Annotated in this window: 11 protein-coding genes, 2 tRNA genes and 1 pseudogene; 7 read left to right on the top strand and 7 right to left on the bottom strand. The window is 57.6% G+C overall.

Features of this window, described 5'->3' with window-relative positions:
- Together B9A23_RS21625 and B9A23_RS21620 are read right to left on the bottom strand one after the other, a co-directional pair.
- The coding region (locus B9A23_RS21625) for a hypothetical protein (RefSeq protein ID WP_084281452.1) at nucleotides 1–605 on the bottom strand (605 nt) is incomplete at its 3' end.
- Between the two features lie 907 nt (nucleotides 606–1,512).
- A pseudogene (locus B9A23_RS21620) lies at nucleotides 1,513–1,941 on the bottom strand (SOS response-associated peptidase family protein); the annotation flags it as partial.
- An 87-nt stretch (nucleotides 1,942–2,028) separates the two neighbouring features.
- Here B9A23_RS21620 and B9A23_RS21615 point away from each other — a divergent pair.
- A complete protein-coding gene (locus tag B9A23_RS21615) occupies nucleotides 2,029–2,220 on the top strand; it encodes a DUF6771 family protein (protein ID WP_084281456.1) in 192 nt (63 codons plus the stop codon).
- A gap of 9 nt (nucleotides 2,221–2,229) precedes the next feature.
- Here B9A23_RS21615 and B9A23_RS21610 read toward each other — a convergent pair.
- A tRNA-Ile gene (locus B9A23_RS21610) sits at nucleotides 2,230–2,305 on the bottom strand.
- A 3-nt stretch (nucleotides 2,306–2,308) separates the two neighbouring features.
- Nucleotides 2,309–2,393 (bottom strand) — tRNA-Leu (locus B9A23_RS21605).
- A 183-nt stretch (nucleotides 2,394–2,576) separates the two neighbouring features.
- Between B9A23_RS21605 and B9A23_RS21600 the strand changes: the two genes are divergently transcribed.
- Complete coding sequence (locus B9A23_RS21600; RefSeq protein WP_254895240.1) at nucleotides 2,577–3,050, top strand: hypothetical protein; 474 nt, start codon at nucleotides 2,577–2,579, stop codon at nucleotides 3,048–3,050.
- A 119-nt stretch (nucleotides 3,051–3,169) separates the two neighbouring features.
- On the opposite strand, the gene B9A23_RS21595 is transcribed toward B9A23_RS21600, so the two are convergent.
- The gene (locus tag B9A23_RS21595) at nucleotides 3,170–3,583 is read right to left on the bottom strand and encodes a DUF1810 domain-containing protein (protein WP_084281448.1); all 414 of its coding nucleotides are present in this window, start codon (nucleotides 3,581–3,583) and stop codon (nucleotides 3,170–3,172) included.
- 208 nt (nucleotides 3,584–3,791) lie between these two features.
- Between B9A23_RS21595 and B9A23_RS21590 the strand changes: the two genes are divergently transcribed.
- The 4 genes from B9A23_RS21590 to B9A23_RS21575 all read left to right on the top strand — a co-directional run bounded on the left by B9A23_RS21590 (nucleotide 3,792) and on the right by B9A23_RS21575 (nucleotide 8,542).
- Entirely contained in the window at nucleotides 3,792–4,907 is a 1,116-nt protein-coding gene (locus B9A23_RS21590; RefSeq protein ID WP_084281446.1) for a Fic family protein, read from the top strand.
- A 158-nt stretch (nucleotides 4,908–5,065) separates the two neighbouring features.
- Entirely contained in the window at nucleotides 5,066–6,262 is a 1,197-nt protein-coding gene (locus tag B9A23_RS21585; RefSeq protein WP_084281444.1) for an AAA family ATPase, read from the top strand.
- Complete coding sequence (locus B9A23_RS21580; RefSeq protein ID WP_084281443.1) at nucleotides 6,259–7,326, top strand: ParB/RepB/Spo0J family partition protein; 1,068 nt, start codon at nucleotides 6,259–6,261, stop codon at nucleotides 7,324–7,326. The genes B9A23_RS21585 and B9A23_RS21580 overlap by 4 nt, the downstream gene beginning before the upstream one ends.
- Nucleotides 7,327–7,405: 79 nt before the next feature.
- Nucleotides 7,406–8,542, top strand: a complete 1,137-nt coding sequence (locus B9A23_RS21575; protein WP_084281442.1) for a replication initiator protein A — start codon at nucleotides 7,406–7,408, stop codon at nucleotides 8,540–8,542.
- Nucleotides 8,543–10,080: 1,538 nt separating this feature from the next.
- On the opposite strand, the gene B9A23_RS23435 is transcribed toward B9A23_RS21575, so the two are convergent.
- Nucleotides 10,081–10,644: a hypothetical protein gene (locus B9A23_RS23435; protein WP_254895239.1), complete on the bottom strand. Its 564-nt coding sequence runs from the start codon at nucleotides 10,642–10,644 to the stop codon at nucleotides 10,081–10,083.
- A 591-nt stretch (nucleotides 10,645–11,235) separates the two neighbouring features.
- Between B9A23_RS23435 and B9A23_RS21565 the strand changes: the two genes are divergently transcribed.
- Entirely contained in the window at nucleotides 11,236–12,375 is a 1,140-nt protein-coding gene (locus tag B9A23_RS21565) for a tyrosine-type recombinase/integrase (protein ID WP_084281438.1), read from the top strand.
- A gap of 50 nt (nucleotides 12,376–12,425) precedes the next feature.
- On the opposite strand, the gene B9A23_RS21560 is transcribed toward B9A23_RS21565, so the two are convergent.
- Entirely contained in the window at nucleotides 12,426–12,746 is a 321-nt protein-coding gene (locus B9A23_RS21560) for a sigma-70 family RNA polymerase sigma factor family protein (RefSeq protein WP_217806659.1), read from the bottom strand.
- Nucleotides 12,747–12,926 lie beyond the last annotated feature (180 nt).

Raw genomic sequence — 12,926 nt, 5'->3', positions numbered from 1 at the left:
AACAGGTCGCCCTGCCCTGCCCCTCCCCGCTTCCGCTGTGGGACCCGCACAAGGATGGGGTCAATGGGAGGTGGAGCGGCCGACATCGCCACACCGATAGTCTCTGATCGCGCCTTGGGGAGAAGTTGCAGGACTTCGGGTTTGACAACGTAGACCACATTGCGCCCTCCCCCCTGGTGAACATGATTGGTGGCAAAGCCCTGATAGAAGCGGCTTACGATCCCGGCTTTGACCAGCTCTGAAACAGCGCGACTGACGTTGGCACGGCCGACGGCACGCACTTGATCATCAACGGCCTGCTCGATGCGCTGCGCATCCAATTCAGCATTGCCTGAAAGCGATCCGGCGAGCTCTCCCTCGACTCTTCGCCGCAAGGAGGCTCGACGACCAGGCCGCTCGCTCATCGGCAGGAGCTGATCGCACAGCCATTCACGCAGCAGGACCGCCCTGCCCTCGGTTTTGACAAACGGACCAGCGTGGCCGCGCTCGTCGGCGAGCTCAGCGATCAATTGCAGGACAAGGAACGCGTAGCGCGGTCTGCTCGATGCTTGCGACAGCAGTTCGTATATGCCGCCTAGCCCGGGTTTATGCGTCGAATGCTCCATGGATCAGTTTTGAGCACAAAAGGTGAATCCTGTGAATCCCCCATGTCGCGTGACCTGCGCTTTGTCATTAGTGACATCTCGTCCGCCGAGGCGAAGTGTCATTAATGACAGCAAATTGAGGCAGCGCGTTCCTGCGTCTTAGCGCGCAAAAAGAAAGGCCAGCCCGTAGGCCAGCCTTGGAAAGTTTGGGAGAGGATGCCTGAAAGGCAAGGCGGCTATGATTCGTAAGTCCGAATGCTGCAAGTGCGAAAATTGCTAGGGGAGATGCAGAATTGTGCGTTCAGTATGCGCTGGCGGCAGCTAAAATTGCCACCGCTAATCTACCATCGTCATGCCAATTGATCGCATGTTAGCCCAAACAGTTCGCGGTCGTCACGGTGACCTCCCCTACCCTCTTCCACCCTGCACCCACGTACCGGGCCCTAATAGTCGCTCCGCCTTGCAGCAGAGGTGCAAAAGCCCGGCGAGTGCAAATCGCCTTTGTCGCCGCCGCCTTGGTATAGTCTGAGAATGCGCCCGTCCCCTGAGGTACTGCAGCGGTCAACAGCAATTCGTTGCCGGAGGCGGTAAATTCGCAAATGACCGTACCGTCGTCGAGTTCGTGAGGCCGCTCCTATAAAGGGCAGTTTTGGATATCAAAGCACCGAGATCAGGCTGCCTGGCGACGGCGTTGACAGCCACTGGCGGTGCCGGCAAAGGCCGGGCTGCCGCAGGCGCAATGGCCGTGAAAGCGGGTGATGGCGTACCGGGCTTAGCAAGCTGAAATGCGAAGGGGTACTGCTCGCCGTTCCAGTTGACGACGATCGAGACGCGCTCGGGCCGCTTGGTAGATGTAACCTTCTGCAACACAATCTTCCCTGCATAGCTCTGACCGGGATCAAGGGGCGTAGTCTGGATTACAGTTTCCCACCATGACCATCGAGTAGGCATTGCCCCACTCTTCTGTAGGGCGCCAAATGCCTGCCACCATAAAGACGTCTTGTCCCGCGACTGAATACCAGGTCGGGGTCATCTCGCCCTTATTGCCCTCGGCTTCAGCCCATGCGCTGACGGGGATCAGACATCTGCGACGCTCAAAACTTGGTTTCCAGAAGCTCGACCCTAGCTTGTCTTCCCGGGCATTGTTTACCGGCTTTGGCTTTGGTGGCTGTCCGGATTTCCATTTTAACGATAGAGGGAAGCCCCAAACCATGGTCTGTGCTGGTCCGTCAGCAATGACCAGACCCGAGTAGCCTGGATAGACCTCAGCTCCAAAGTTGGTCCCCCCGACTGCCTGCACCTCAAAAAGCGACCCGATCTCGGCCGCCGATTTGCTCATGCGATAGAGGTTGCACATTCTCTTTGCTCCGTGATCGTCACAGGGACGCTACGCCTTTAGCACCTTCGGTCTTGCGCTTTTGTTCTATTTATGTTCTCGAAAGGCATGACCAGAATCGATCCGACAATGCTTGCCACGACCATACTCGAAGCGCCGGACTGGGCGCGAGTGGGGATCACGGCACCTAGCCCTTACATGCGATATGATGCGGCGATGGAGCTTGCCTTGGCTATCGCTGCGACCGTCGAGGATAAGCTAGAGCTACCAAGCGGCAACCAGAGCGCGCTTGATCTGTAGCGTTCCAAGTGGTGGGCCCGGCAGGATTTGAACCCGCGACCTAGCCGTTATGAGCGGCCAGCTCTAACCACTGAGCTACAGGCCCACTTGGTGCGGACGGCGGGACTCGAACCCGCACGAGCATGGCCCAGGGGATTTTAAGTCCCCGGCGTCTACCATTCCGCCACGTCCGCTTGCAGGCAGCCGGTTGCCAGATGTCAGCAGGCTGCGCAAGCTAGCCGCTCCCTGGACCGGTGCTAAGTGACAAGCACTACGACTGTGGAAGATCCGCCGAATGGCCTTGTCCTCATGCTTAGTTTTCCTCACGGCCTTCGCCCCTCTAACAAGAGGGAATCATTGTGAAATCTTACTTTTTCGTGGCTGTAGCTGCGGCTGTCGCCTTGCCTAGCACGGCGTTGGCAAACTCCGTGGCCTTGGAAGCCAATGCCACCCAGGCCGAGAGCATTTGGGGTGGCGAGTTGGGCGTTGGCTACAACCTTTCGAAAGGTCCTTTCACCCTTCGACCCATGGTGGGCGCATTCATCTACCAGCGGGACAACAACCGCTATTACGAACAAACCACTTCTACTGGGCAAACTATCTGCCGCGACAGCACGAATGGCCAGTTCGCAGCATCGGAGCGCTGCGATAACACCGCCGTCAAAGCGTACGGAAAAATCGAGGCAACAGTTACGCTAGTGGGCATCGCCGAGGTTGGAGGCGGTGCAAGGTACAGCGGCGACAAGGTGCGCCCGTATGGCACTGCAGCCTTCAGCATTCTTCCCAAGCTCAAGGTGAAGGCAAACGCCGGCGCTGAGTATTACGCAGTTGGCTTGCTCGCGAGCTTCTGAATGAGCCGCCTGCTGGAAGTGCGCTTGTACTTTCGGCAGGCGCAACATCATGGATCATGCTGCGCCGCCGTCTCGGTCGGCCCTACATAGGTCACCTGCATGCTTCCTCTTCAAAGGCGTCAAATCAGGGCCATGGTCGCTTCGTCCAGCTCACCCTTAAACCACCGATCATTGGCTGCTTTGAAGATCGGGCGATCAGGGCACGCTAAAGTGAACAGCGTCAAGCATGAGTGCAGCTTCATGGCATCGACATCACCAAAAACGGCCGTTGCATTGGCAGTCGGCAGATCCTGTAAAAGGTCGACGCACTCCAACAAGCGAGGTCCGAGAACTGGGTGGGCCGCATAGGCCCGCGCTTCCTCCAGCGATGCCAGAGCATACTTCTTGGCCATGTCGCTTCTGCCAAGGCCGGCAAGCTGCGGAAAGATGAACCACATCCAATGAGTTTGCTTTTGCCCGTGCCGCAACTCTGTGGTCGCGCGGCGGTATGCGTCGCTTTGAGCCTCGACGAAATGCTGGAAATCAGTCCGCATACCGTCAGCCTTAGGCGATCTCTGAGAATTGGCGAGGACGGATAACTCCTGCACATCTAGCTTTGATGATCGTTTGCGTACATCAACCACGCTTGATGTAACCCAAAGCCTGTTTCACGATCATCAAATGCTGTAGGTGTAGATAGACGATCATCAACGTCGAGTCAGCCGACGTGCACCCTAGCTGAGACGCCGGACGGAGAAACGCTTGCCTGTTGCCTACCACGAGGGACGCTTCCCCCCTACCGCACTCGATCTTGGCGAGCTGTTTCCACTTGTTGGCCCGGCCAATGCAGCCATAGCTCGGTACGAAGGCGTTCTGTCAGGCATTCCCAATCCTGAAATCCTGTTGTCGCCTCTGACAGCGCGCGAAGCTGTGCTTTCCAGCAAGATCGAAGGCACGCAGGTAACGCTTGGAGAAGTGTTGGAATTCGAAGCGCAGGGTCACTTGTTCGACGAAAGCACACCGAAGAAAGCTGACGCGCGCGAGGTTCTCAACTACCGCGCTGCACTGCGTGAAGCGCAAGCGCTCATGTCCGAACTCCCGCTATCACAGCGTCTCATAAAGGCGACACACCGCGTGCTGATGGATGGCGTGCGCGGTCGCCACAAAGACCCCGGCGAATACCGCCGCATTCCCAACTGGATTGGCCCGGAAGGCTGCAGCATCGAGCAAGCCCGCTTCGTGCCGCCTGGGGCCGACCGCATTGAAAGCGCAATGGCCGGATGGGAGGCCTACATTCATGGCGACGCGCCAGACAGGCTAGTACAGCTCGCAATCGTTCACGCAGAATTCGAGGCCATCCATCCCTTTCTTGATGGCAACGGGCGCATTGGACGATTGATAATCCCTCTGTTTCTCTACGCACATGGGTTGCTCTCACAACCGAATTTCTATCTGTCGGAATATCTCGAGGCTAACCGAGAAGAGTATTACGATCGGATGCTTGCTGTCTCCCGCGATGACAACTGGACCGGATGGGTAGCTTTCTTCCTCCGTGGGATCATTGCTCAAGCTGAAGCAAATACTCAGAAGGCCCAAAGGATACTGGAACTGCATCAGGCGAAGCGCGATTGGGTGGTTGAAATCACCCATTCGCAGTATGCGGTGCGGGCTCTCGACTGGATCTTCCAGCGGCCTATTTTCCAGACACCGGATTTCATCGCGTCTGCTCAGATTCCGCCTGCAACTGCACGCAAAATCATCCGCGACTTACGCAGCAACGGCCTGCTTCGGGAGCTTATGCCTGCTTCCGGCCGAGCGCCGGCTACGTTCGTTTTTTCGGAGCTATTAAACATCGCCGAAGGTAGGAAGGCATTCTGACTTAGGCATGGATTTCCGGCCATGTCCAAGACCGCCATCGGACATGGCCCGAATTGACTAACCTTGTGCAGGTTGGCATACCTGTCCCGGATTGAGGGGTTTTTTTCAGCATTTTTCACGAACCTCTGCTGAAAAGCTCCGACAACAGGGACAAATCGATGCTGTCTGGCCAGATTCTTGATTCGATGATCACATCGTGCGTGAACGCCAAGAGTGTTTTGCGCCAAGCAGCCATTGATCCATCGGACCGCAAGACCCTGAATATCACGATGGGCGCGTCAGTCGCGGCGGAGTTCCTGGGGCGCACACCAGAAGCTTTGTCTAAGGCCGAGGCTCGGGGGCGTTTACCCGCCCCAAAGACTGCCTCGAATGGTCGCCGCGTCTACACAGTCGATGACCTCATCGCGATCCGCGAGGCGCTCGGCATCAAAATGGGCAAGCTGCCGTCAGAACGTGCGGTTGTTGTCGCTGTTCAAAATTTCAAAGGTGGAGTCAGCAAGTCTACGACCGGCAAGCATCTTGCTGATTATCTGGCACTACGAGGGTACCGGATCCTTGTCGTCGACTGCGATCCCCAGGCGTCGATGAGCGTGATGTTCGACGTAAATCTCGAAGCCTTGGTGGAAGAAACCCACACACTTTCGAACTTCCTATCCCCGCGCATCGACGAGGCTGACTCGCTTCGGAAGACCATTCAAAAGACTGCTTGGCCAAATATAGATATCTGCCCAGCGAACCTCGGCCTTCAGGATACCGAATGGGAATTGACGGCCACGATTGAAGAGGGCCCGACTGCTATTGCCGGTGCGTTCCGCATGCTGCGGATCGGCTTGGAAGAAGTGCGGTCCGAATATGACGTCATCATTCTTGACCCTCCTCCAGCCATGGGTTTCTTGGGCGTCAACACGCTGACGGCTGCTGACGGATTGATCATTCCCGTACCAGCGCGGCAACTCGATTACCTGTCGACGATCCATTTTATGCAAACCTGCCGAGAAGCGATGGACCTTGTGTCGCGTTTCGATTCGACGATCGACTATGGGTTCATCCGGGTAGTTTGCACGATGTTCCAGCCCAGTCGCACCAACGAAGCCCAAATGCTTCAGGTTATGGAAAAGACATACGCCGGGCAGATGCTTTCGACCCCTATCCTGCTCTCTGAGGAGATCAAGAATGCGGGACTGGCAATGTCGTCGATCTACGAGATCAATAAGCCCTATGGCTCTCACCAGACCTATGTGCGTTGCAGGGATAACCTCAACATGGTGTTCCGAGAGATCGAGAAGGACATCTGCAAGCAATGGCCATCAAGAATGGCCCAGCTGGGCACCGACCGGTTGACGGAGGCAGCATGAGCGGCGCGGGAGGCAAACGGCGAAGTCTTCTCGCTAATGCGATCGACAGTCTTGGCACGACCCCTCAGCCGATAGCTGAGCCGGAGAATATTGCTAACGCGCGTGAAGAGGAAAGACCGGCAGAAGAGCCTGTCGCTCCCTCCTTCCTGGAACGTCGTGGGATCGCCTTCGACGAAATCGCTCGTGCAGTTAAAAAGCTAACGATCCGGCTGAAACCGTCGGAGTGTTCGATTTGGCCGGGTAACGCACGCGATCATGCGGCACTGAATTATGGGCGCTGCGCGTCGCTTATTGAATCAATTCGCGAAGAAGGGACTAACCGTGAACCGGTCGTGGTCCGGCGCACGCTAAATGGGAATCTGCCTTACGAGCTCATCGTAGGGACTAGACGCCATTTTTCGGTGTCTTGGCTTAACGCGAACCATCATCCAGAAATAGAGCTCATTGCCCGCATCGAAACGTTGGATGACGAAGCCGCCTTTCGGCTCGCAGATCTCGAAAATCGCGAGAGGGAGGATGTTACTGACCTTGAACGCGCCCGCAATTACCGATCTGCTGTCGACACATACTACAACGGTGTCAGAACGCAGATGGCTGAACGCTTGGCAATCCCAAAGCAGAACCTGCATAACCTCCTTCAGCTGGCCGAACTTCCAGATGAAGTGGTGGCGGCTTTCGCAGATCCAGGCGACCTGAAGGTCAGGCACGGTATGCGCCTTTCTCCTTTGCTAAAGGACGAGCGCTATCGGGATAATATTATTGCTGCTGCTTCGGCATTGGCACGGGAGCAAGCCGAACTCAAAGCCGCCGGTGGCCTGCGGATCGAGGGAAGCAAAGTTTGTGAGCGGCTAGCCGCCGCAGCTCAGCGTAGCCCATCGCCCACCCCGACCAAGGGCAGAGCAAAGCTAATCGGCGCTTCGGGCAAGGAGCTTGGACTGGTTCTTTCGGATACGAAGGCGAAGGGTATTACGCTCAACATCAACCCCGCGGCACCAGCTTCAGTTGACGAGATCCTAGAAGCTTTGCGTCCCGTTATTGAGGGCGCGCGGTTTGGTCGCGCATGATCCAGTGACATTTTATTTATAGAATTCAATAGCTTATACTGCGGTAAAACGCGTTTTACCGCAGTCAATAAGGTGATCGATGGCACGGGATTCTCACGACGAAGGTCAAGTAGACCTTTTTCTGCCGCAACTGACGGCACTCCCCCTCCGCGACCAGCGGGAGACGATGGAGCGCCCCTTCTTCTCATTGTCCAAGCGCAAGCGCCTTAAGCCCATCGACTATGTAAGCCCGGATCGGAAGACGACTGTCCATGTCTCTGCAAACTCGGAGTACGGGCTAGCGACGATCTATGATTTGGATATCTTAATATACTGCGCGTCAGTTCTGATTGAGCACAAGCGCCGCGGATCGAACGACATCCCGCAAACGCTCAATGTAGTGCCTTATGATATGCTTCGAACGCTGAAGCGAGAAGTAGGCGGGCGCGCGTACGAGTTGCTGGGCAATGCGTTGGATCGGCTGCAATCCACCACTGTAAAGACCAATATCCGGGCTGGAGATGCCGTTGAGACCACGTTCTCTTGGATCGACAGTCACAGCCAATTAAAAGATCGAGCCGGTAACGTACGCGGCATGCGGATTACCCTCGCTAAGTGGTTCTATGACGGAGTGCTCATGGAGGGCGGGGTTCTAGCAATCGATCCCGCCTACTTCTCACTGACCGGCGGCCGGGAACGTTGGCTGTATCGCGTCGCACGTAAGCATGCTGGTGGCGCGGGAGCAGATGGTTTCGCCATCTCTATGCCGACGCTTTACGAGAAGTCTGGCGCTGAAGGCGACTACCGGCGCTTTAAGTTCGAAATGAGCAAGATTGCCAAAGAGAACGCTCTGCCTGGTTACGCGCTGTCGCTGGAAACGCGTGACGATGCGGAGCCGCTCCTCCGAATGATGAGGCGTGACCGGAATCAGGAGGAGGCGACAAGGCCATCCCCCACCCCTTCCCCTTCCCCTTCCCCCTCACCGTCCACATCTCGAGCAAACTATCGCGACGAAGCCATCGAGGAGTTGTCGATCAACTTCCCAGACAGCGGCCACATTGCGCATACTGCTTTCGGGGCGATTGCGAGAGCGAACCTCCCCAGTCCTCAGCGTGATCATGGAATGATAGCGGACGAATTCCGCGCCTTTCTCCGCCAACGCGACATTGCGTTCGATGCGAAAAACATAACCCAAATTTTTGCGACCTTCTGCGCAAAGCAGCGTCCGGCGACCTAGCCGTCGGCACACGTCTCTTTGTCGGTACAGCAGAACGGGCAAGCGCAACGCTTGAACGCGGCATCTTAGTGCGTCAGCTCGTCTTCCTTCGCCTGTTCCTAAAGTACCATGTCTAGACTTGCCCCCTTACCCCTGCCCCGGCAGTCGCCGACTGCACGACAGCGCCTGAGTATCAGGGTCCTTCACAGTGGCCCAATCCGAGAACGTGGCGCTCGCGATGTTCGGTACTTTAGGAACAGCCCCATCGAATTTTTGAGAGCCGTTCGCTTCCCTCACATAACGTGCCGCTTTCCTAATTAGCCGGTGGATGGCTAAGCGTTACCAAGTCTGTGGCTAACCTACGGTTTCAACGCGTTCCTATAGTACCGTGGAAGGCCGCAGAGACAGGTCGCAGCAGCTCTTACATAGCGCGGCCTTCCAAACTTTGAGCGTTCCTGAAGTACCCTGTTCTTTGCCTGCGACCCTGCTGAAACCACGGAAAGCGTGCAGATCAGTAAGCCCCCATAGACAATTTGACATGGGAGCTGGCGGGCGCCGTTCCTAAAGGACCGTCTTTCGTTCGCATCGCTTTTGATAGGGACGCTCTCGCCTCTCGCAAGCTAGAGTCGCTCTGATTAGCCTCCTCGTGAGCCTCGCGGAACGGTATCAACAGCTCCAAATGCCCCAGAAAAGCGCCATTTTCCGCGCCAGTAAAACGCGTTTTACTTGAATCGATGCCGCCACAGACAGGGAAGGGCAGCACGGTCCTTCAGGAACGCCCCTCGGTACATTGGGAACCGAATCACGGTATTATGAGAACGGGCCTCAGGGTACTTCAGGAACGGGGCAACGGTACATTGAGAACAGCACGTTCCGGCCGACTCGCGGTGGACAGGCGAGTCGCATTACCTTCATCCACAGCCTAACTTTCTAGACTCATTATTAAAGGAGCTAACCGCCTGCGGCGGGCCTCTTTCCTTGAAAATTTGCAGGGAAGGGGGATCTAGAAAATGGCTGTGCCGACCCAAAGAGAAGAAGCACAATGTAAGCTCGTCGTGGCTATGCTCTTGCACGGAGCATCCGAAGTGACCGCCTTCGGACGCGCTTTGCGAACCACGTGAGGACCGCTTGCAGACTGAGAGCTTTGGGGGGGGGCAGAAAGCAAACGATGCGTCATGACATTCCTTGTCAGGACCTTTGTGCGGAAAACGGCCCTGGTCGAGTGCAGCCCCAGCGCGACGCTCGAGGTTCAACTAGATTGGCAGGACGCAGCAGCCAACGTTTTGCGGCGGAGTATCTGGTAGTTAAAATGCAGATCCGAAGCCACAGATCGCGGCATGGGTTGGTTCGGTGAGAGCGCGACTGGCCCTTAGGTAAAATAGAGTATGCCAACCTCGCTTCCAGTTTGAGATAGGTTAGAGCAAATGCCTTTACGACGCTGATTGCAAGAATTTGCCCTCAGAAGCTCGCTGAGCGGTTTCCCGGGTACTGCCTGCACTAGGAAGTCCATCGCGTGTTTGCCGCTTCTGCGAGGCCCTGCAGGGAAGAAATTTTTCGCCTCAAGCCCGGAATTCGTCGATCTCGAACATCGGAGCGATCTCCAGTTTGGTGAGCTTGGCACTGATAGCGTGCATTTCGTCGTCGAAACTTGCGAGGATTTCGCGGACCGGTTTTGCGTCAGTTGCCGCCAATCGTGGGCGGCCCCGCACAGGGGCCACGAGACCAAGCGTAACGGCAAGGTCTGCACTTACATACGCCCGCCAGGTGGTACGCCCAGAAACCTCCACCAACATGCCAAGGCTAGAAGCGCGTTCCAGCAGCTTGCCGGCACCAGAGATTGTTAAGCCCAACTGTGCAGCTACGTTCCGACCTGCCAGTAGGGGATGGGCGAGGGAGAGGCGTACAAGATCCGCGAGCTTGCCTGGACGACGCTCAAGACTAAGCGCTGCCGCACCACGCTGCACATACCTCTCAAGACGATCGACCACCACAAGGCCATGATCAGCAGATCGGGTAAACTGCTTTAGCAGTCGTTTGAGCAGGGCAGGTCTTAGATCAGACGCAAGACGCTGACCGGCGTCACCGACAACCAGGCAGGGCAGGGGAGCTACTGTGATCCCCATGCGACGAAGCACGGTCGGCAATCCCAGCCACGGCGCCATGGTTCGATCATGGCGCGCCCAAGCATCAACCAACGCCAGGGCCCGAGCGAGGGCAGGGGCCTTGTCCCATGCCTCAGGCAGTTCGAACGTAAATGGTAGGTCCTCTCGCCAGTGTCTCCCTTTCTTCTCTACTAGACGAGCTTGCCAGGGTGCGAGCGCAGCGAAGGGGTCAGAAGCAGTCTCCAGAAGCGCTCGCCCAGGCAGGGTTAGCCCGCACGCGTGAGAAATAATGTCAATTTCGTCGATCTCGAAGGCTTGGAGGCGAAGGGCTGCGGCATAGCCGGTCCAGCTGGCGCGTAATGTCCACGCCGGTGCCAACGAACTCGCGCAAATCCGCGCATCGAGGCGGGCAATGGCGGCACTGGCATCGGCGAGCGCCACTGCCAGATCGGGGGTCCAACTTAGCGCTGTCAGGGGGAGGGGAGGGGCGCTCATTTCCAGATTGTAGACTGAAGTGCCGTCTACAGTCCACGTGCTATCTGATGTAGTGTTGATAATGGATCGTTATCACCACTCTATGCATATGAGATTGGCCCAGCTATCATCGCCGCCATGCCGAAGAACCCTCCCGCCACCGTTGCCAGACGCGCCCTCATCAAACGGACAGTGGTGCCGAGTGACCTTGTGGCTGACGTTCGCACGCTGGTCGGCGCCGGCGTGCGCATCGACGAGGCGCTGCTCGATGCCGCCATGCGCGGATGGTCCGACAACACCCGCCGCGCCTTCCGTTCGGACCTGACCTTTTGGGGGCAGTGGTGCCGGGGGCGGCAAGTGCAGTCCGCTGCTGCAGGACCTGCCGACGTTGCCGCCTGGATCCGCGCGCTGGCCGGTACCGAAGCGACGGACCTCAAGACCCGCGCCATGGCGACGATCGAGCGTTATCTGGTGCATGTGGGCTGGGCCTACCGCATGGCAGGGCTTACCGATCCGACGTCAGACCCCTTGGTCAAATTCGAGCGCAAGGCGGCACGCAACCAACTCGGGGTTCACCAGCGACAGGCTCGCGCCATTCGCTTCAAAGGCGACATTGCCGATCTCGACAGCCCGGCCACGGGCGTGTGTCTGGCACACCTGCTCAAGGCTTGTCGTCGCGACGATCTGGGCCTGCGCGATGCCGCGCTGCTGCGCATCGCCTACGACACGGCAGCCCGGCGGTCCGAGCTGGTAGCCATCGATGTATCGCATATTGAAGGACCGGACGGGGAGGGGGCAGGTCTGCTGCACATCCCCTCAAGCAAGACTGACCGCAAGCAGGAAGGCGCTGAGGCTTATCTGTCACCGGCGACCATGGCGGCGATCGCGCGCTGGCGTAAGGCAGGTGAGTTTGACAAGGGCCCGTTGCTGCGGCGGGTGGCGACGCATTTCGATGGATCGGTGAAATCCATTGGGACTGAGCGTCTGCATCCCAACAGCATCACGCTGATCTACAAGCGCCTGATCCGCGCCGCCTGGGAGAAGGGTCTGCTTGGGGAGATGGGCGAAGCTGAGCTCGAGCGGTGGCTCAAGAGCGTATCGTCACACTCGATCCGCGTGGGCGTTGCGCAGGACAATTTTGCAACGGGGGAGGGGCTTCCGGCGATCATGCAGGCTTACCGTTGGCGTGATGCACGCACCGTCTTGCGTTACGGCGCCAAGCTTGCGGCCAAAAGCGGGGCTAGCGCGAGGCTGGCTAAGCGCTTCTCCGATCAATGACGTAGAGTGCGGACAGACCGGAAGGGCAGCTTACGGACCGCGAAACCAGGTTAGCGGCCGTTTAAACGAGGCGGCACCAACGGTGGCTTCCGACCCAATTCACGACCTTCAGTAGCCGTGCTGTGGAGACAGTCCGTGCCGAAAGCTGCCACCAGATGACGGAGCTTGTCGGGATTACGAACTATATAAATCGCCGCGATGCGCCCATCGCGCACGTCGAGCGCGGTGGTCTGGAGCACGTCACCACGATCAATGCTTACGTAACCGGGCAGGCCGTTGATCGTCGCGGTGCGCAGCAGCGTTGGCGCCGACGTGTACTTGCGACGCAGCCCGGCGAACAAGCGAAGCGCTCGCTCGATCCCGCGCACCACATTGGGGTGACTACACGAAAGTGACGTATCTGCACGCTAAGGGCGAACAAATCCGGTACGATGCCAGCAGATGCTATTCGCAGGCTTTCCTGCCCCTTTTATGTGGTGCCGCCCTACGGGCGCCGATATGGGAGGGCGGCAATCCGATTGACCAACGATCGAGGTAGAACCCTGCTCGCC

The organism is Novosphingobium sp. B1, from assembly GCF_900176395.1.
In the GTDB taxonomy this organism is placed as follows: domain Bacteria; phylum Pseudomonadota; class Alphaproteobacteria; order Sphingomonadales; family Sphingomonadaceae; genus Novosphingobium.
The sequence above is the reverse complement of the archived record's forward strand: the minus strand, read 5'-3'. Positions and strand labels throughout refer to the sequence as shown.